The organism is Pseudomonadales bacterium (assembly GCA_041395945.1).
Taxonomy (GTDB): domain Bacteria; phylum Pseudomonadota; class Gammaproteobacteria; order Pseudomonadales; family Azotimanducaceae; genus SZUA-309.
Window position 1 is genome coordinate 1,699,766 of record JAWKZN010000001.1, and the last position, 18,811, is coordinate 1,718,576.

Consider the following 18,811-nt stretch of genomic DNA (forward strand, 5'->3'; position numbering starts at 1 on the left):
TGCAGATAATTTTCCCGCGCCCGGTGGCGGGGAGGATGCAGTGTAACCGAGTGTCCGCCCGACGCCGAATCGCCGCAATACTGCACGCTGCAGGCACCATCAGCATTCTGATTAATCTGAATCAAAGTCACCTGTCCCGCCCGCCCGTAATGTTTAAGCGTTTGCTTGCTGGAGAAAGCCGTGAGCTACCTCGATCCCGCAGATGCTGCGACCATGAAACGCATCGGAATCAACGTGGTTGTGCTGATAGGGGTGAGTCTCGCCCTGATCGCCATCGTCGCTACCGTCACCTGAGTCCTGCAGGTGGGTGGCGGGGGTCCGACCACACCGCCGTCTACTCTTTGAGCACGATCTGCAATTCCGAATCCCGGATCTCGATCGTCTCCACACCGTCGGCGAATCCGCGCCAGAAGCCCGGTCCGCCTCCGAACTGCTCCACAAGATCCACATTCTTGAGATTCCCCAGCCAGGCGTTGGGAATCGGTACCCCCATGACACTGACCCCCCGCAGGATCACCACCGGCTGCCGGTTCCGGTAGTCCAGTTCCAGACCCGCCGTCACCCGCAGGGTCTTGCCCCCGAAGAGCGGAAAATCCGGATCCACCGGCACCAGCAGTTTCGCGCTGGCCAGGCTGCTCGACAGATCGATGGCGAAGCGTCGTGCGAGATCGGGACTGCTCGCCACCAGCGCGTTGAGTTCCTTTTCGGTGAGATGAATTTCACGGCTCGCGCCTGCTTCAGAATACTTCTCTGGGATGAGGCGTCCGTCTTTATCGAAGCGGTCGGCATCGCCACGACTCCGCTGCGCTTCCGGCATCACATCCAGCGGATCGAGACCGAGCTCTGCCAGCTTACCGTCCAGCTGCGACTGCTCCTTTTCCGACAGGGTGACAGGGGTGAAGTCAGCGGCATAAATGTAGGTGCGCACAAACCAGTAGGACACCGCCGCGGTCAGCAGGATGGCAAGAAAGACGATAAGCAGCACCTGCCTGCCGCTGAAACCAGAGGAATCACTCATGGCCGGTACCACACCGGTGAGGAATAGGCGCGCTCCTGGAGTGTGAGCGCATAGTCAGCCGACGGTTCTATCCCCAGCGCCAGCGCATCCAGCAGACTGTGCCGTGGGGTCGGAATCTCGAGCACCCGGGCATAGTAGAAGGCGGGTTGTGCAGGATCGAATTCCGGATCCTGCCAGAGTGCGCGCAGTTCGGTATCGCCAATGCTGTTCGTATAGCGGCCGGTGCGCCGGTCGACAGTATTCCCAACCGGCGGCAGGCGCCCGTCTTCGCCCGGTGCGCGCGCGCCGGACCAGGCGACATCGAAAATACGTTCATGGGTCTGACCCTGCGCATCCAGCCAGCCTTTCACGATCTGTATCCGGTCGAGATTCGCCCCTTCCGGATCTCTGAGTGCGACTACCAGAATCTGCATTGCCTCGGTGAGGTCCGCTCGATCGAGTTCTCCGCCCATCGGCACACCCGCGTCGAGCCCGGTATCGAGCAGACCGGGAGCAGAGACGTCCGCTTCACTGAACCCATTGCCGGCAAACAGTCGCACCTGGATCCGTGGTCCGGTGGTGGCGTACACCTCACGTCGCTTGAATGCGGCGAGAATGGCTTCCCGGGTGTTCTCCGACGCCCACACCGCAGCCAGCCCCTGGGCAGACATGTTCCAGCCGCTGGGTCCACCGGCGATGCTGAAGCCGCTCTTGGTCTCCGGTGTCGAGTCCGTGGCCATTTTGCCCCAGAAGTTTGTCTCGTCCGGCGAGGCCAGCCCGCTGTGCGAATCCGTGGAGCCGATGACACCGAAGGCATAAGGATTGGTGCCGAGCGACGCACCCAGCGCAAGCCCGCTGCGCAGAGCGCTGCGCACGAAGTCACCCGGCGCTGCCACATAGGGTTCGGGCGCCTGCTGGATGTAGAAAGGATAGTGCTCGAAATCCGCGAACTCGTCTTCCGGCGAGAGAGCCGGATGGGTCTCCGAATCCCCTTTGATCTGGGTGATTTCCACCACCGGCTCCCAGCGTGCGCGACGCCGGACATAGTCGGCCGTCATCGGTTCTCCGCGCAGGGAGCGGTCGTCGAACATCAATCCTTTGGAGATATTGGAATTGTGCGGGATGGCGACGAACTCGGCGCCGGTGGCCGCGCTGGTTGCTTCCAGCCAGCGCCACAGATCCTCAGGGTACGGGCTGTCGCTGCTGGCGAAAGGCTGAAACCTGCCGGCTATCGCCCCATCCGCACTGGTGAAGACCACCCGGTGCAGGTTGGCACCGCCGGGAATGGAGCTCCACTCCCAGCCGATGAAACTGGTGAACTGACCGGGCACATTGTGGCTGTCCGCGATCTCAACGCTGCGCTGCCAGCTGGTCGCAACGATACCGTCGGAAATCCTGAAGGCGCCGGCCACCTGTGCCTTCCAGCCTTCTGCCGCTGCACGGGGATCCGCAGAGACCGGCAGCGCACCCGCGAACAACTCCGCACCTCTGCGTTCGTCGATCGCATCCCGTACCACACGTGCGGTATACCAGTCGGTCAGTCCGCCGATGACGCCTGCATCCTGGCGCTCGATGCCGTTGTAGTAGATGTCCCGCAGTGCACCCAGCAGTTCTGCATGGTCTGAGACCACCAGAAAGTCCAGCGGTCGCGACAGCTGCACCCGCGCCCGATGGTAGGGGTGAATCACCGGCAGACCTTTCGCCCAGCGGAAGGCGGTGTCCGGATCTGCGCTCAGGTTGTTGTTGAGGAAAGCATCGAAGGAATAAGACGTGTGCAGATGGGTATCGCCCCAGAGCAGCTGTTTCGATTCAGTCGCTCCGATTGCTGACACTGCGAGCATTCCGACTACCGCCAGTACAGTCATCCAACCACGCATACCCAGATTCCTCTGCGTTGAATTCTTCCGGTGAGGGACGATACCTGTTTTACCCATGCCCGGTCGAACTGCCGAACCAGCTCCCGATCATGCCAGCGATCGGACCTGTACCTCAGCCATCCACGCCGTAGCGGATCTCGATCGACTGGGCATCCCCCGCCTGCCCCTGCACCGAGAGTCGTTTGTTGAGGCTGTAGCGCAACAGCACGCCCCCCAGTCGGGAAAACACGCCGTAGGTGTAGCGCAGATAGAGATCCTTGTTCAGTCGAACCGCTGCGCCGACTTTCACTTCACCCAGATTGTCCTGTTCGACGATGATTTCTTCGAGCCCCAGGGTGGAGGCGACCGTCTCCGTGATGCCCGATGCGCCATACATGCCCAGCGCAATGGCTGCGCCATAGACGTTGGTCTGCTCCTGGCTGGACATTTCAGACAGGGTCCGGCCGGTCATCAGCAGCGCCAGCGCATCCCCTTCGGGCAGCACAGGCGTGGATCGAACCTCAGTGGTGATCGCCTTCGCCGTACCTCCCAGCAGCAGGGACACGGTTACCTCGTTTTCCCCATAGGGCACGACCCGGCTGGCGAGCACGTCGATGCTCGGGTCATCCATCGGACCTGCGAATCTCAGCCGTCCGCGCTCGACGCTGAGTTCCTGTCCGTAGGCAGCGAAGACCCCATCGCGCAGGTTGATGGTGCCGCGAACCTCTGGCGGCTCATCCGGCCGCTCCTGCACCCTCAGGCTGCCTCGCAGTCCGGTCGCCAGACCGAAAGCTTCGAGTCGAACATCCTCCCCGAGGGTCAGCTTCAGGTTGCTGCGGCGGATCTGTCGCACAGCAACTTCAGTCTCGGCGTCGTCTTCGATTACGACCGCGTCCGGAGACACACCCACCGCAGCCGCCGGGAGAGCGTCAATTCGAATGAGCGCACTCGGCATGCTCAGTTCACCTTCGATCTGCAGTGAATCGGGTCCCATCGCCACCGTGATCTGACCACCGATATCGGCGCGATAGTCCGGCAGGTCAACCACCCGGCCGGGTTCCAGCTCGAGGGCGGCTGTCAGCTGTCGATCGTCCGACTGCAGCTGCTCCAGTGTGCCTGTCAGTTTGAAGGCACCACCGCCCAGATTACCGCCGGCCTGAAAACTCATGCGCTGCGAGTCGATGAGCCGGGCGTCGAGCCCGATTTCTGAAAACGCCGCACCCACCGCCAGCACATCCCACCCTGCATCCCGCACCGAAACTCCGCCACTGATCACCGGTTCCTCAAAGGTTCCGGAAACCGAGGCATCGAGTGCAAGCGCACCGCGCATCCGTGCCAGTTCGTAATTCACGCTCATCGGCAGAAAAGTCTCTATGGCCCAGATGCCATCGACGTCGATGCGAACCTCGCCCTCGATGTTCGACGCCATCAGTTCCTGTGCAACCAGACCGCGCAGATCGCCGGCAATCAGCAGGGGCTGATTCTGCGGGGTTGTGAGTACCAGCCGGGCTGCGCGCGTATCGATTTCCAGATCCGCCGACAGGTCGCCCAGCAGCAGGGTTTCGTCTGCGGAAGGTCTGGCTGTCAGTGCTGTCATCTGCAACCCGCCGGAACCGATCAGTGGCTGCAGTGAACTGAAGTCGACCTTCGCCGCCAGACCCGCACTCAGACTGATGTCGTTGATCGGTGTGCGGAAATCGACGAGGTGCAGGTCCGAAATCTCCAGATGTACCGGACCTTCGGGATAACGTCCCGATGCACACAGCCGTGCTGGTGAGCCGCTCACCAGCGCGACACGTGCCTGCAGACAGGCTTCACTCAGTTCGAAGCGACCCTCCGTGTAGCTGACCAGACCGGGGGTGGTGAGTTCAAACTGCATTACACCTGCCAGTGGATCTTCGAATTCAAAAGCAAATTCGTTCACCTCCACATCCCAGCGCGTGTCCCGATGCCTGTAAACAACACTGCCGCGGATGCCCGCGTCAGCGATCAGAGGTTCCCCGGCATCGCCGTCTGTACTGCGACCGGCATAGAGGCTCGCACCGCGAAGATCGACTCTGAGCCCCCCTTCCGCCGAGCTGCCACCCAGGGTGAACTCTGCCCTGGCCACTGAATGACCTGCGAAGGTCAGCTCCTCCACCACCACTTCGGAGACGATGTCCGGCGCAGTCATCTCACCGGAGAGGTCCAGGGAACCGCTCACACGTCCGCCCAGCGGCGCATAAAGAAACGGCAGAGCGAAGTTACGCGCGGTGATCGACAGATCGGCCGCGTCCGGTCGCACCGAACCATGCGCGTCGACGGACCCCTGCCCGACGGACAGCGCCACTCGCTCGATCCCGAGTGCAAAGCCGGCAGCGGAGCCGGAACTCGACCACCGCAGAGCCCCTTCCCCCGCAACCGGAGTGTCATTCACCACACCCTGAAGTGCCGTCACGGACACATCGATGGAGTTCGCATCACCCGCACCCTGTACCCGGCCGCTGAACTGCGCGCTGTAACCGGCCAGCACCACAGGCACCGCGTCCGCGTCGGCCACGAGATCGAATGCAAAGCCAGGCAGCCAGGCAATCCTGCCGGTGAGGTGGACGCCTTCTACCGCACCCACCCCGGTGGCCAGCGGATCTGCATTCACCCGGGCATCCAGCGTCAGTGCCTGCAGATCGCCTTCACCCTCCGCCTGGACCCGCGCGTACCCCAGCAGAGCATCGTCAACGTCCCCCCTCAGCCGGTACCTGTAAGACGCGCTGTCACCCTGCACATCCAGCAGTACGGTGCCGAGGTCAAGCGCCCGACCGGTCCAGGGCTCGAGTGCCAGTGACGCGGCTTCCACCGTCGCCTTGAAAGGCAGCGCTGCCCGTGTGAGGTCGACGAAGCCGGAGAGCGCGATCGTCTCAGGCACCTCGATCCAGCCTTCCGCCGTAAGTCTCTGCCAGGGCCCGCTTGTCGTTACCGAAACGCGTCTGCCCGCCTGTTCGAAGGTGCTGCTGCTGTCCAGATCATCGTTATCGAGTCGGACCCGGGTGTTGAAATCGTCAATGCGGAATCCATTGATCTCAAGCAGCTCGATGGCGGCACGCTGTACTTTGATGGTGACAGGCAGATTCAGATCCCGGGGATCGGGTGCCGGTGCGTCGTCGGTCGCGGTGACCATGACCAGTACCCGGGCAGCATCGACTGCGGCCAGACTGACCCGCAGAAAGTCAAAGGACTCCCACAGGTTCACCTGTGCACAGACGGACACGGCTTCAACATCGATCCCAGCCTTGCGGTAAACGACGGAATCCGCACACACGGTACCGGTAAGGGTCCCGCTCCAGCCCTCGACCTGCAGCGCCGGTCCGAGCAGTCGATCAGCGACGGCAAGCGCCACACCAACACCCGTCGGTGTGAAGAAAAGTACACCCGCTGCCACCACCGCGATCAGCAGCGGAGGAAGCAGGATCAGACTCGGCCAGCGTAATCCTGAGCTCACAGATCCGGGCCCATGGACACGTGAATCCGGAAACTGCCGTCACCACTCTGGGGAAAGGCCAGATCGAGCCGGATCGGTCCCAGCGGCGAATACCATCGCGCCCCCATTCCCACACTCCAGGGAATGTCTTTGAGCAGATCGTTCTTGCCGACATTTCCGGCATCGGCAAACAGGGCGCCGGACCAGCCCTGCCAGATCTGCCAGTCCATCTCCGCACTGAAGGTCAGCAGTCGTTCGCCACCCAGACTCTTGCCTTCCTCATCCACCGGGCCCAGCGACTGGTAGTCATACCCCCGCACACTGCTGTCACCCCCCGCGAAGAAACGCCAGGTAGGCGGCACGCCATCAAAATTGTCCGTCTCCATCCAGCCGGTTTCACCCCGCACCAGCAGGCGGCCACGTTTTGTCACAGGCAGGATGACTTTGCCGCCGACTTTGAAGCGGGCGAAGGTGACATCAGACAGCAGTGCATCGCTGCCACCGAGCACCTCAGCGCTGAGGCGCAGACCCCGGGTTGGACGCTCGGTGGCATTGGCGACCTGGTAGGTCAGAACATAACCGGGCACCAGGGTCTGCTGCTCCTGCCAGTCGCCATCCTGCTCATAACGGTCCACCACATTCTCCAGAAAGCGGCTCGAACTCCAGCGGCTGCTGTGGAAGCGGGTGTCGCGCACCCCAAGTTTCCAGCCCGTGGTCCTGATGGCATCCGTATCCTTCTCGTGATAACCCCCGTAGATCGAATACCAGTCCCGCTGGGGCCTTTTACCCGGAATGCGGTAATCGAAGGTTGCGCTCTGCTCCGGCGTCGAAAGCCGGGTGTCGAGTTCCAGTCGATGCCCGCGTGCGTTGACCCAGCGGCTGACAAAATCTCCGCGCACCATCACGCCGGTGTCAGTCCCGAATCCCAGTCCCACCCCGTAGCGCAAACGTCGCCCGCGGGTGAGCTTGACATGGACATCCACCGTCTGCTGCGCCGTGTTGACGGTACGGATGTCCACTTCCTGGAAATACTCTCCCGTCACCAGATCGTTGTGCAGCTTGCGCAACCGGCGCTGCTCGAAGGGGGTCTGAGGTCTGAAGTCCACGTAACGGCGGATCAGATTGGGCGAGAGGCTGTCGCTTTCGATGTACAGTTCACCGAAGCTGTAGCGCGGGCCTGTGTCCAGAACCAGTTCGACCTGCGCCTGGAACAGGTGCGGTGTAATGGCCATCCGGTTTTTCACCAGCCGGGCATCGAAATAGCCGTACTCGCGGGCCGTGATCAGCAGCTGACTCTTCAGCGACTCGTAGGCCTTGTGAGACAGTTGCGTGCCGGGCTTGAGCGAATGCCGGTCGAGCAGCGCAGCAAACTCCTCGGTACCTGCACCCGCCCCGACCACGGCAATCTCGGTGGCGCTGATTCGTACCGGTTTGCCCAGCGTGATCGCGAACCGCGCCAGCCAGCAGGCGTCTTCCGGAAATTCCAGCTGAGCGCTGATCTCGGCAGAGTAATAGCCGAAGGGCTGCAGGGCCTCCCGGATCTCTTCCCGGGCATTACCGAAGCGATAACGGACCCGGGCGGCATCCGCGTCACAGGATTCGTCGTCTACCCGCAGGTGGGCGAGCACGTTTTCCCGTATCGCGTCATCGTTTTCTGATTTGAGACCGTCGATGCGCACATCGGCAATGGCCTGCTGCCCGCAGACAAGCCACGCAAGAATGACCAACCATGCAAAACGATCAGGCACGCGGACATCGCCCGGCTTGCGGAAACAAGACCCACGTCACAGCCTGCGGGTCGCCACGTACTACCATCGAAGACGGGCCAAATAAAAACTTACTTAAAAGGATGGTAAGACTCATGGAAGATCAATACTTCGGCAACGGCGTCACGGATGAGTTCGACGACGAATTTGAACTGGACGAATATCAGCCCGACGCTTTCTATCTTTCCCTGAAGGCGGCCCTCCAGCTGCTGGCGCGAGAAGCGCAGGCGGCCAGCTCAGTGGCAGCCTAGCAGCCTGTACCACCCCCGACAGATCCGCCTTCCCCGCACAGGGAGGGCGGATCAGTCCGGGAAACCGGGTACTGCCGGCACTTCGGGCCCGCCCATTGCACACCCCGGTGCTCACAATCTTCTGATCCCGCTGTATGCGCCCTTGTGCATGCAGGCTTACTTCCAACATCATTGACCCCTGCATCGCATCATCGCCAGGGCAGTCTACCAGTCTGCCCTTTCACTTCAGGCAAGGGGTCGAGCCGTTGTTCAAATATCTGTCGTTTTTCGGGCTGCTGATCGCAGTCATCGTCGCCTTCGGCGTTTTCGAGCATGACATCCCGGCAGAGACGGTTGACGCCAGATACACGAGTGCAGCATCGCGCTTCCTCACCCTCGAGTCCGGCGCCCGCATTCACTATCGGGACGAAGGCAGGCCGGATGGGCTGCCGCTGGTTCTGATCCACGGTTCCAACGCCTCCCTGCACACCTGGGAACCCTGGGTCGCCACCCTCGGTAGCGAGTACCGGATCGTCAGCCTGGATCTGCCTGGACACGGCTTGACAGGGCGGACGCCGGAAGACGACTACTCCGCCGAGGCCTATATGGACGTGGTGCAGGCGCTGACCCGACACCTTGCTCTGCCGGCATTCGTCCTCGGCGGCAACTCGATGGGTGGCGGTGTCGCCTGGCGCTATACGCTCCGACATCCCCGGGAAGTGGTTGCCCTGATTCTGGTCGATGCGTCGGGTCCCGCCGATTGGCGTGCGGTAGCGGAGGGAGACACACCCGGTGAATCCCCTCTGGCTTTCAGACTGCTGCGCCTGAGCTGGTTCCAGTCCATCGCCCGCTATCTGGATCCGGCCTATCTGGTCTCCCAGGGACTGAAATCTTCTTACGCGAATCCTGCGCTGGTCAGCGACGCTCTCATCGAACGCTACTACACACTCAACATGCGTTCGGGTACACGCGCGGCAACCCTGAAACGCTTCAGTCAGAATCGCAACAGCTCCGCAACGCAAACGCCTCTGAACAGAATTCGTGTACCCACACTCATCCTCTGGGGAGATACCGACACACTGATTCCGGTAGCGGTGGGCGAGCGCTTCGCAGCGACGATTCCCGACAGCACGCTGGTGGTGTACGAGCATGTCGGCCACCTGCCGATGGAAGAGGTGCCGAAGCGTTCGGCGGCGGATGTGAGAATCTTCCTGCGTGGACTGCAGTCAGACCAGGGCGGCAGCTTCCTCCCGGGTGTAGAAGCGACCTTCCCGAACAAATCCCGCAACGACGGAGGCGAGTAAAGCCGTCACCCGCCCATCCGCATCCCGCGCACACACCCACTCATCGGGTAAGGCACACAGCAGATGCATGGTGGCCGGTTCGCCATTTTCCATCCGGGCCACTTCCACCCTGCCGGTGGCATCGTCGCGGAAGGCTGGCACGAAACCCGCCCGGCCGTTGTTCTGGCTGACGCCGCCGGTCCCGGCATAGGCCAGGTTTTCGCTGTGCAGGCGGCGGTCCGATAAGGGCTGACTCATCAACTCACTCCAGGGCGGCTGGTAAAAAATGCAGCAGCATCCATACCAATTTCCCGATAACGCCCATAACACACTGTTTCAACTGAATATTCTCTGAACACTACGTTTCTCGCCCTGGCGTCCAGCCAACTCGGACAGCGAGTCCGGCTGTCAGGACCCCGGCATAAGGTGCCGAATATTCGCCAGTTAGGACCCGGAGAATCACACCCTGGTCACCATCGGAGCGCAAATTTATAGTCGATTGATCGTTTAGCCAAGTGGATTGTGAAAAATTGCAGTGGATTCTGCTCTTCGGGCTCTGGGTCTGCTATCTGGCCTTCGGCGCCATCGCGAGCTCCCTGGCACCCCTGGTAGGGGTGATCGAGGCGGATCTGGGTCTGTCCCACTCTGCCATGGGCAGCATCATGGGTGCCTGGCAACTGGCCTACATCGCCGCAGCGATTCCCGGCGGACTGCTGCTCGATCGCCTGGGCAGCCGGCGTGCACTGCTTATCGGCGTGCTGCTGATCGCCGCCTCAGCGGCCGGCCGCGCGCTGGCAGACGGCTACTGGGCGCTGCTGCTGGCAGTGATGGTGTTCGGCATCGGCGGACCGATCATTTCGTCCGGTGCGCCAAAGGTGGTGGCCCAGGTTTTCTCCGGTACCCGCCGGGGGCTTGCGATGGGCATCTATATCACCGGCCCGACCCTGGGTGGCATCCTCGCCCTCACCCTCACCCACCCGCTGCTGATGCCGCTGTTTGCTGAGAGCTGGCGCGCCATCATGCTGCTGTGGGGTACCGTGGGCCTGCTGGCGGCGATTCTCTGGTGGGCGATCACGGCCTGGTGTGGTCAGCGCGTGCCCGGGTTCCCCGAAGCGCCCGGCGCGGCGGATCCGCCCGCTTCGGAGGATGCCATTGCCGGCAGGGTCGCGCCCAGTCGCTCTGTTGTCATGGTGCTGCTCGCAATGCCCGCCGTGCGCCTGGTACTCGCCATGAGTGTGGGTGTGTTTCTCATCAATCACGGCTTGAGCAACTGGCTGCCGGAGCTGCTGCGCAGCGGTGGCATGTCGATCACGGCGGCCGGCTACTGGGCCGCACTGCCTATGCTGGTCGGCATTCTGGGGTCGCTGACCATTCCCAGACTGGCGACGCCCGAGCGTCGCTTCCGCATCCTGGCAGGGCTGTGTCTCGCCGGCGCTGTCTCCTGTCTGCTGCTGCTGAGCACCGCACCCCTGGTGCTGACCGGTGCGCTGCTGCTGCAGGGTCTGGTGCGCGCTTCCCTGATGACGGTCCTGATTCTGACGCTGATGGAACTGCCCGGCATGAATCCGCGCAGAACGGGCACCGCCAGCGGACTGTTCTTTTCCTTTGCCGAAGTCGGCGGCGTGCTGGGGCCACTGGGGCTCGGGCTGCTCTATGACACCACAGGCAGTTTCACGCCCGGACTGATCGGCCTGGCAGCGGTGGCCGCGGGGATGATGCTTGCCACTGCGCGGCTGGCCCGGCTCGCCCGACGGGCCAGTTGAGCCTCGAAGACACAGGATGCAGGCTCTGACCATCAGTGATATGGACTACCCGTGGAGCAGCATGTGAACATTCTGCGAATCGTTTCAGTGGCGGCGGTTGCATCGGCTGGCTGGATCCTGCTGGTGGGCTACACCACAGTGAACGGCTGGTGGCACACCCCTCTGACCGACAGCACCGACCCTGCAGCGTTCCGGCAGGCGGCCATGGCTTATGCGCAGTCACACAACAGGGGTAATTTCGCACTGGTGCTGATCGAGGATGGCGAACGCTTCGCTGAAGGCTTCCTCAAGCAGAGTCAGAAGATCGACCGGGATACCCTGTTTCCTACCGCATCCTTAAGCAAATGGATTACCGCACTCGGCGTCATGCACCTTGCGCAATCCGGCCGGGTCGAACTGGATGCGCCGGTTTCGACCTATCTCAGACGCTGGCAGATTCCCGACAGCCCGTACCAAAGCGCAGCGGTGACCGTCAGACAACTCCTCAGTCACACCGCCGGATTGACCGACGGCCTTGGCTTCGGCGAGTACGCGATCGGTGAAACCCTCCCCTCGCTGGTCGAATCACTCAACAATCCCCGCTCATCCTCGGGAGAGAAAGTCCAGATTGTCCTGGGCCGAACACCCGGCAGTGAATGGGACTACTCCGGGGGCGGCTATCTGATTCTGCAACTGCTGATCGAGGACGTGACGGGACAGACCTTTCCCGCGTACATGCAGTCGTCCCTGCTCGATCCTCTGGGTATGTCGCGATCCACCTATGGTTTTCCGGGGCTTAGAGAAAACGCAGCCAATGTGTACAACCCGGACGGCACGCCAGCCGAGCTTTACCAGTACGCGGCCAGCGCTGCCACCGGCTTCGCGTCCACCGCGGCAGATCTGACCCGTCTGGCAGACGCTGTCCTGAACGATCGTGCACCGGATGTGATCGCTCAGGACACTCTGCGGCACATGCGCGCACCCCAGGCGAGCCTGTTCGGATTCGAGATCTGGGGACTGGGCACTATCCTGTATGCAGGCACCGGTTCAGGCGATTTCGTCTACGGCCACGACGGCCAGAACGAACCCGCCATCAACTCGTCACTGCGCATCAACCCCGCTAGCCGGGACGCTTTTATTGCACTCGCCTCCGGAAACCGGTCACTGGCAACCTATCTGGGGTTTGAATGGGTTTTCTGGCAGACGGGGAAACCGGATTTTCTGGGACTGGGCTACGTCACAGACTCAAGCATCCGCATCGCGCTCGTCGGGCTGGGTGTGATCTGGCTGCTGGCAGCGGTCCTCCGCTGGATAAGCTATCGACGAAGGCACGTGGCGCTTTCCTGACCCTGGCAGGTGCGATGCAGGACCATCGAGCGATGCAGAGCCATCGAGCGATGCAGGAACATCGCTGAGAGTCCGGTTATTTTCCCTTGAAATTCGGTGGACGCTTCTCCGCGAAAGACTGCACCCCTTCCCGGAAATCCTCCGACTTGAACAGGTTCAGCACCGACATCAGCACATGGTGTGAGTGGCTTTCAAAATCCTGGGTCTGGCCGTGGCGGAACAGGCGCTTCATCTCGGCGATGGCCAGCGGTGCGTTCGCGGCGATCCGGTCCGCCCAGTCCTGGGCCGTGTTCTCCAGTTCAGCAGCAGGCACTGCCCGATTCGCCAGTCCACAGTCGACGGCGGCCTGGGCATTGAGCGGATCACCGAGCATGGACACCTCGCAGGCCTTGGCCCAGCCGAGCAGCCGCGGCAGATACCAGGTGCCACCGCTTTCGGGCACCACACCCATCTTCGCAAAACCCGGCATCAGCACCGCCTTATCCGACATCAGCCGCATGTCACAACCCAGCGCCAGGTCGAGACCATAACCGGCTGCAGCACCATTGATCACCCCGATCACCGGCGTATCCATGCGCTGCAGGGTCACGGTGCAGATTTCCCGGGTCGAGTAATGACGCGCGCCCGCGCTGGCGAGTCCGGCCCCGCCAATGCCCTCACCGGCGGCCGCCTGCTTGAGATCCAGCCCCGCGCAGAAGGCACGTCCGGCACCGGTGAGCAGAACCACCCGCACCTCAGGATCGTCATCCGCCGCCTTCAGCACATCATTGAGTTCGGTGAGCATGGTGCCGGTGATGGCATTCATGGCTTCGGGTCGGTTGAGGATGATCCAGCGCGCGTGGCCCCGATCTTCTGTCAGCACTTCGCTCATTACCGGCTCCTCTGCTGCGCTATTTGCGCACGTATTTCTTCACGCCCTTCGGGCCCACTTCCGCACCGTAGACATTCCCCATGGCGTCCACGGCGACCCCTTCGGCACCACTGGTGCCCGAGTTGTCCTGATCCGGTTCCGGATCCGGGATGAAGGCGGTGACAAAACCATCCTTTACACTGCCGATGCGGATGCCCCGCTTCCAGCCCGTATTGCGCCGCGCATTGGATTCGGAGTCGGCGGAATACAGCTTGTCATTGCCATCGATGAACAGGCCGCTGGGTCTGCCGAACTGAGTCCAGGTACCGAGGTGCTGGCCCTGCTGATCAAAAATCACGATACGGCTGTTCTGACGGTCGGCGACAAAGATGCGGCCCTGGGAATCCATGGCAAGCCCGTGGGGTTCGTTCAACTCGCTGCGGTCTCCACCCGGCACGCCCCACTCCATGAGATAGGTACCGTCGGCGGCGAACTTCACGATGCGGTTGTTGACCGGTTCATCCGGCGCGGAACCGTGACCGTCAGCCACAAAGATGTCACCGTTTGGCGCCACCACCACATCATTGGGCTTGCGGAAGGTGTCCTTACCAGCGCCAGCAACGCCTTTCTTACCGAGCACCATCAGCACCTTGCCGGTGGGGCTGAATTTGTAGACCACATGCCCCCAGCCTTCCGGGACCGGCGCGTAGCCCACCGCATCCGCGACCCAGACATTGTCGTCGGCGTCCACATGCAGCCCGTGGGGCCAGGCAATCAGACCGGCACCGAAACTGCGTACCAGATTGCCGTCGAGGTCGAAGAGCAGGATCGGATCCAGATCGCTGCCGACACAGACATTGGCCCCGCAGCGCTCGCCCACCCAGATGTGTCTGCCGTCCCGGGTCGGATAGATGGCGCTGGTAGACCCCCAGGTGCGCCCCTCCGGCAGCTTGCCCCAGTTTTCGATGGTGGTGTAAGGGTTGGGCGCGTGGTTCTCGGCGATCGCAGCAGCGCTGATCAGGGCCAGTGCACTCAGCAGCGCGGCCAGCCAAGGTCGTGCGGTTAAATCGGGACGCGTCATCTGGTTTCCCCCGGGGATTCTGTTGTTGGCGAATTCGCATCCTGTGCGCTTGCGCAGATATGCACGCGTGCAGACATGCGGACGTGCACCTGGCGCAGGCGCACTCAGGACCCGGTCGATTGTACACAACGGCGCGCCGTTTTCCGGAGCGCTCGGAAGGCAGGCCGAAGCTACTCCTCTTCCCAGCTGCGACCCTGGCCGTGGGCCGCGTAGCGGCTGCCGTTTACCGTGAGGAAGAAATCCTCCAGAGGAATCTTCTCCTGATGCAGGAAACCGGTCTCCGGCAGAGTGCCGTTGTTCACCATTTCGATGACCGCACACACTGAGGAGGCGGTGGTCCAGGCGATGGCGCGCCAGATTCGGTCGTGAATCTTCACCGGATAGTAGGAACGCACGAACTCCCGGCGACTGAGGCGCTCACCCTGCATGCCCTCCGCCGAAACGTGTACGTGCACCACATCTTCGTCCACCGGTGGCTTGGCGTTGGTGAGGATCTTTCCGGCCAGCGCCCGGTCATCGCGCATCAGCAGCTCGTGGAAGAAGAAATTCATCAGCGAGCAGTGGCCCGGGTAACGCATGGTCTTGTAGTCGAGATTGGCGACACGACCTTTGTAGGTCTCGCACATGGTGCCCAGTCCGCCGGAAGTGGTGAAAGCTTCGAGCCGCACACCGTTGACATGCACCGTCTCGATCCACTCCATGGGCGACACCCATTTGTGTTCGCCGAGTTCGATCACTTCGCAATCGTTGAGGTACTCGTTGACCACCCCTTCCGGCGACCAGTTGAACGAATAGGCCAGCAGTCCGGTGGGATGTTGAGGCAGTGCACCGACCCGCAGCTTGATGGAACGGATGGTTTCGAACTGCTCGGCCAGATGGGCACCTACGATGCCGACGAAGCCCGGCGCCAGACCACACTGGGGCGCCATGAGGCGTTTGCTGGTCTTCGACAGTTCGAGAATGAGTTCCATGGTGGGCACGTCTTCGGTGAGATCGAAGTAGAAGATGCCGAGTTCGCTGGCGAGCCGCGCGAGATCCTTGTTGAGGTGATAAGGCAGACAGGACAATACCGCGTCCTGACCTTTCAGAACCTTCCTGAGCTTGTCCATCGATGCGGCGGATGCGGTCACCACCGGGAACGGCACTTCAGCCTCCGGTGCCCGCACGTCCACTCCGGTCACGGCGAAGCCGGTGTCGTGCAGCAGGCGTGCAGCGAGCTCTCCCACACCACCGAGACCGACCACCGCTATTTTTCTGATTCTGTCAGCGCTCATCGAGAGTCCTCACAAGCTGCGTTCGATTCAACCCTCCCTGCCCGTATCCCTGCCCGCAAGGATGCGCCGGTGACCGGTTCACACATCGAAATTGATACCCTGAGCCAGTGGCAGTGCGTCGGATGCATTCACCGTCACCGTCTGCCGGCGCATATAAGCTTTCCAGGCATCGGATCCGGATTCCCGGCCACCGCCGGTTTCCTTTTCACCACCGAAGGCGCCGCCGATTTCCGCACCCGATGGTCCGATATTGATGTTGGCAATGCCGCAGTCCGATCCGGCCGGTGACTGGAAATATTCGGCCTCTTTGACGCTGCCGGTGAACACACAGGAGGAAAGCCCCTGGGGTACGTCGTTGTGGGTCGCCACGACCTCTTCGAAGCTGCGGTAGCGCATCACATAGAGGATAGGCGCGAAGGTTTCGTGTTTCACGATGTCGGTCTGACCCGGCATCTCGACGATTGCGGGCTGCACATAACAGGCGTCCGGGTACCTGTCTTCGAGCAACCGTCCACCACCATGCACCTGGCCGCCCTGCGCACGCGCAGTCTCCAGTGCAGCCGTCATGCACGCACCGGCTTCGGCGTCGACCAGCGGACCGACCAGCACCCCTTCTTCGAGCGGACTGCCGATAGACAGCTTCGCGTAGATCTTCCGCAACGGCGCCAGCAGCTCGTCGTAGACACTGTCGTGGACAAACAGGCGGCGCAACGTGGTGCAGCGCTGGCCCGCCGTGCCGACTGCGGAAAAGACGATTGCCCGTACCGCCAGTTCCAGATCGGCGGAGGGCGCTACGATCATGCCGTTGTTGCCGCCCAGTTCGAGGATGCAGCGGCCGAATCTTGCCGCAACCACCGGCGCTACCGCCCGCCCCATGGCAGTGGATCCGGTTGCAGAAATGATCGGCACCCGGGGACTGGCAACCAGCGCAGCACCGATGGTGGCATCCCCGATGAGTACCTGATTCAGATACGCTGGTGCTTCCTGGAAACCGGCCGCCACCCGCTCGAAAATGTTCTGCACCGCCAGCGCGGTCAGCGGTGTCTTCTCCGACGGCTTCCAGATCACGCTGTCGCCGCAGACCAGCGCGAGTGCCGCGTTCCATGACCAGACGGCCACCGGGAAGTTGAAGGCCGAAATCACCCCGCAGACGCCCATCGGCTGCCACAGTTCACGCATCACGTGACCGGGGCGCTCGGAAGGCATGGTCAGCCCATAGAGCTGGCGGGACAGACCCACCGCGAAATCGCAGATATCGATCATTTCCTGCACTTCGCCGAGACCCTCCGCGAGGATCTTGCCGCATTCGCTGGAAACCAGCTGCGCCAGTGCCACTTTCTCCGCGCGCAACGCCTCGCCGAACAGACGCACGAACTCACCGCGCCGCGGGGCCGGCACGCTGCGCCAGGCACGGAAGGCAGCGTCGGCCTGCTCGATCATGCGCGTCACATCGGCCTGACTGTGGGGCTGCAGACGCGCCATTTCGGCACCGTCGATGGGCGAGCGGACAATCAGTTCCCCAGCGGCAGTGCCTCGTGCAAAACCTTCGGGGTAGGCGCCCGCCATGCGGATGCCTGCTCGGGTGATCACGTCCAGATGGGGCATTGTCTTATTCCTGCAGTCTTTCAATGGGTGGAAAATGGCGCTTCTGCAGCATTTTTCCCGGGGATGGCGAGGGCGGCGATTCTACCTTTGCCTACCGCGGTGCTCAAAGTACCGACTGCAACGCGGCACCCAGGATGCCGAAGCCCCGGGGATCGCCGGTGAGATTGGCCTCCATGCGATTCATCACATAGGACACACATAACCTGGCGTCTGCATCCACCACGATGGACGAGCCACCCCAGCCGCCCCAGTAGGCGACCCGCGGATTCGGCCCCATCGGCATCAGTTCGCTGGTGAGTCCGTAACCCATGCCGAAACGCACCGGGATACCCAGCACCAGATCCGGACCATTGGTCTGTTCTTCGAAGACCCGGGCACAGCCCGCTTCGCTCAGGATGCGTTTGCCGAAGGCTTCGCCGCCATTGGCCAGCACCGACTGCACCCGCACCACCGAACGCGCATTGCCGTGTCCGTTGGCGGCCGGAATCTCCGCTTTGCGCCAGCCGGGTGTGCGGGAGTCCTTCGCATCGATGGCGGGCGAGCGGAAGGTGCGGGCGGCAATGCTGTCCGGATCACCGGCCTGGCTGGCAGGTCCGGCCAGCGGCGGAATCAGTTCGCCGATCCGGGCAAAGTGTTCTTCTCCGGTACCAATGTGAAAGTCCGCTTGCAGCGGCTGGGCAATCTGCTCCCTGAAAAAGGTGCCGAGACTCTGACCTGTCACCCGTCGCACCACTTCACCGATCAGATAGCCCTGGGTGAGGGCGTGGTAACCACTCTGCGTGCCCGGCGCCCACCAGGGGGCCTGCTTCGCCAGGGTGTCGATCATGAAATCCCAGTCATAGGCCTGCTCGGCACTGATCTGCACATCCAGTCCGGACAGGCCCGCGCTGTGGCTCATGACGTGTTTTACCCGCACATCGCCTTTACCGTTCTGAGCGAATTCGGGCCAGTAGTCGGCCACCTTCGCCTCGAAATCGATCTCACCCTGATCGGCCAGCACCAGGGCGCACAGTGCCGCCATGGTTTTGGTGGTGGAGTAGACGTTGACGATGGTGTCTTCCTGCCAGGGCTCCTCACCCGCCGCGTCGCGACTGCCGGCCCAGAGGTCGACCACGTACTCACCATTGTGGGTGACCGCCACACTGGCGCCGACATCACCGTGTTCGGCGAAGTTGTTTGCAAAGGCCTGTTTCACCGCTTCGAAACGGGGATCGCAGTGGCCGTGGATGGTGGGGCTGTTATCGGGCATCTTGCAGTTCCTTAGTTAACGTCTTTGAGAAAAAGGGCGAGCCGGTGATCGGAATCTGCGGCGCATCTGAGCGGATA

Annotated in this window: 14 protein-coding genes; 4 read left to right on the top strand and 10 right to left on the bottom strand. The window is 62.2% G+C overall.

The window, feature by feature from the left end; translation table 11 throughout:
* Nucleotides 1-334 precede the first annotated feature (334 nt).
* From R3E82_08005 to R3E82_08020, 4 genes are all read right to left on the bottom strand, one after another.
* The gene (locus tag R3E82_08005; protein ID MEZ5550815.1) at nt 335-1,018 is read right to left on the bottom strand and encodes an arginine N-succinyltransferase; all 684 of its coding nucleotides are present in this window, start codon (nt 1,016-1,018) and stop codon (nt 335-337) included.
* Nucleotides 1,015-2,829, bottom strand: a complete 1,815-nt coding sequence (locus R3E82_08010; GenBank protein ID MEZ5550816.1) for a DUF3604 domain-containing protein — start codon at nt 2,827-2,829, stop codon at nt 1,015-1,017. The genes R3E82_08005 and R3E82_08010 overlap by 4 nt, the downstream gene beginning before the upstream one ends.
* Before the next feature lie 157 nt (nt 2,830-2,986).
* Complete coding sequence (locus tag R3E82_08015) at nt 2,987-6,328, bottom strand: translocation/assembly module TamB domain-containing protein (GenBank protein MEZ5550817.1); 3,342 nt, start codon at nt 6,326-6,328, stop codon at nt 2,987-2,989.
* The gene (locus R3E82_08020; protein ID MEZ5550818.1) at nt 6,325-8,055 is read right to left on the bottom strand and encodes an autotransporter assembly complex family protein; all 1,731 of its coding nucleotides are present in this window, start codon (nt 8,053-8,055) and stop codon (nt 6,325-6,327) included. Before R3E82_08020 ends, R3E82_08015 begins: the two co-directional genes overlap by 4 nt.
* A gap of 113 nt (nt 8,056-8,168) precedes the next feature.
* Between R3E82_08020 and R3E82_08025 the strand changes: the two genes are divergently transcribed.
* On the top strand, nt 8,169-8,324 hold the full coding sequence (locus tag R3E82_08025; GenBank protein MEZ5550819.1) for a hypothetical protein: 156 nt from the start codon (nt 8,169-8,171) through the stop codon (nt 8,322-8,324).
* A gap of 245 nt (nt 8,325-8,569) precedes the next feature.
* A complete protein-coding gene (locus R3E82_08030; GenBank protein MEZ5550820.1) occupies nt 8,570-9,607 on the top strand; it encodes an alpha/beta hydrolase in 1,038 nt (345 codons plus the stop codon).
* Here the strand turns inward: R3E82_08030 and R3E82_08035 are convergent.
* Nucleotides 9,530-9,844: a hypothetical protein gene (locus R3E82_08035; GenBank protein MEZ5550821.1), complete on the bottom strand. Its 315-nt coding sequence runs from the start codon at nt 9,842-9,844 to the stop codon at nt 9,530-9,532. The genes R3E82_08030 and R3E82_08035 overlap by 78 nt on opposite strands.
* A 272-nt stretch (nt 9,845-10,116) precedes the next feature.
* On the opposite strand from R3E82_08035, the gene R3E82_08040 reads away from it, so the two are divergent.
* Together R3E82_08040 and R3E82_08045 are read left to right on the top strand one after the other, a co-directional pair.
* Complete coding sequence (locus R3E82_08040) at nt 10,117-11,349, top strand: MFS transporter (GenBank protein MEZ5550822.1); 1,233 nt, start codon at nt 10,117-10,119, stop codon at nt 11,347-11,349.
* A gap of 63 nt (nt 11,350-11,412) precedes the next feature.
* Entirely contained in the window at nt 11,413-12,675 is a 1,263-nt protein-coding gene (locus R3E82_08045; protein ID MEZ5550823.1) for a serine hydrolase domain-containing protein, read from the top strand.
* Nucleotides 12,676-12,751: 76 nt separating this feature from the next.
* On the opposite strand, the gene R3E82_08050 is transcribed toward R3E82_08045, so the two are convergent.
* The 5 genes from R3E82_08050 to R3E82_08070 all read right to left on the bottom strand — a co-directional run bounded on the left by R3E82_08050 (nt 12,752) and on the right by R3E82_08070 (nt 18,734).
* Nucleotides 12,752-13,546 (bottom strand): enoyl-CoA hydratase-related protein, encoded by a 795-nt coding sequence (locus R3E82_08050; protein ID MEZ5550824.1) that lies wholly within the window; start codon nt 13,544-13,546, stop codon nt 12,752-12,754.
* 19 nt (nt 13,547-13,565) lie between these two features.
* A complete protein-coding gene (locus R3E82_08055; protein MEZ5550825.1) occupies nt 13,566-14,606 on the bottom strand; it encodes a peptidyl-alpha-hydroxyglycine alpha-amidating lyase family protein in 1,041 nt (346 codons plus the stop codon).
* A gap of 170 nt (nt 14,607-14,776) precedes the next feature.
* Complete coding sequence (locus tag R3E82_08060; GenBank protein ID MEZ5550826.1) at nt 14,777-15,880, bottom strand: saccharopine dehydrogenase C-terminal domain-containing protein; 1,104 nt, start codon at nt 15,878-15,880, stop codon at nt 14,777-14,779.
* A gap of 78 nt (nt 15,881-15,958) precedes the next feature.
* Nucleotides 15,959-17,446 (bottom strand): aldehyde dehydrogenase family protein, encoded by a 1,488-nt coding sequence (locus R3E82_08065; protein MEZ5550827.1) that lies wholly within the window; start codon nt 17,444-17,446, stop codon nt 15,959-15,961.
* Nucleotides 17,447-17,588: 142 nt separating this feature from the next.
* Nucleotides 17,589-18,734 carry a serine hydrolase domain-containing protein gene (locus R3E82_08070; protein MEZ5550828.1) on the bottom strand — a complete coding sequence of 382 codons (1,146 nt, stop codon included), beginning with the start codon at nt 18,732-18,734 and terminating at the stop codon, nt 17,589-17,591.
* Between the last annotated feature and the right edge of the window lie 77 nt (nt 18,735-18,811).

Bases quoted from the DNA above. Each gene is read 5' to 3' on its own strand.
- R3E82_08060 (MEZ5550826.1), bottom strand. From the start codon at position 15,880: ATGAGCGCTGACAGAATCAGAAAAATAGCGGTGGTCGGTCTCGGTGGT.
- R3E82_08025 (MEZ5550819.1), top strand. From the start codon at position 8,169: ATGGAAGATCAATACTTCGGCAACGGCGTCACGGATGAGTTCGACGAC.
- R3E82_08005 (MEZ5550815.1), bottom strand. From the start codon at position 1,018: ATGAGTGATTCCTCTGGTTTCAGCGGCAGGCAGGTGCTGCTTATCGTC.
- R3E82_08050 (MEZ5550824.1), bottom strand. From the start codon at position 13,546: ATGAGCGAAGTGCTGACAGAAGATCGGGGCCACGCGCGCTGGATCATC.
- R3E82_08065 (MEZ5550827.1), bottom strand. From the start codon at position 17,446: ATGGCGGGCGCCTACCCCGAAGGTTTTGCACGAGGCACTGCCGCTGGG.
- R3E82_08035 (MEZ5550821.1), bottom strand. From the start codon at position 9,844: ATGAGTCAGCCCTTATCGGACCGCCGCCTGCACAGCGAAAACCTGGCC.
- R3E82_08070 (MEZ5550828.1), bottom strand. From the start codon at position 18,734: ATGCCCGATAACAGCCCCACCATCCACGGCCACTGCGATCCCCGTTTC.
- R3E82_08055 (MEZ5550825.1), bottom strand. From the start codon at position 14,606: ATGACGCGTCCCGATTTAACCGCACGACCTTGGCTGGCCGCGCTGCTG.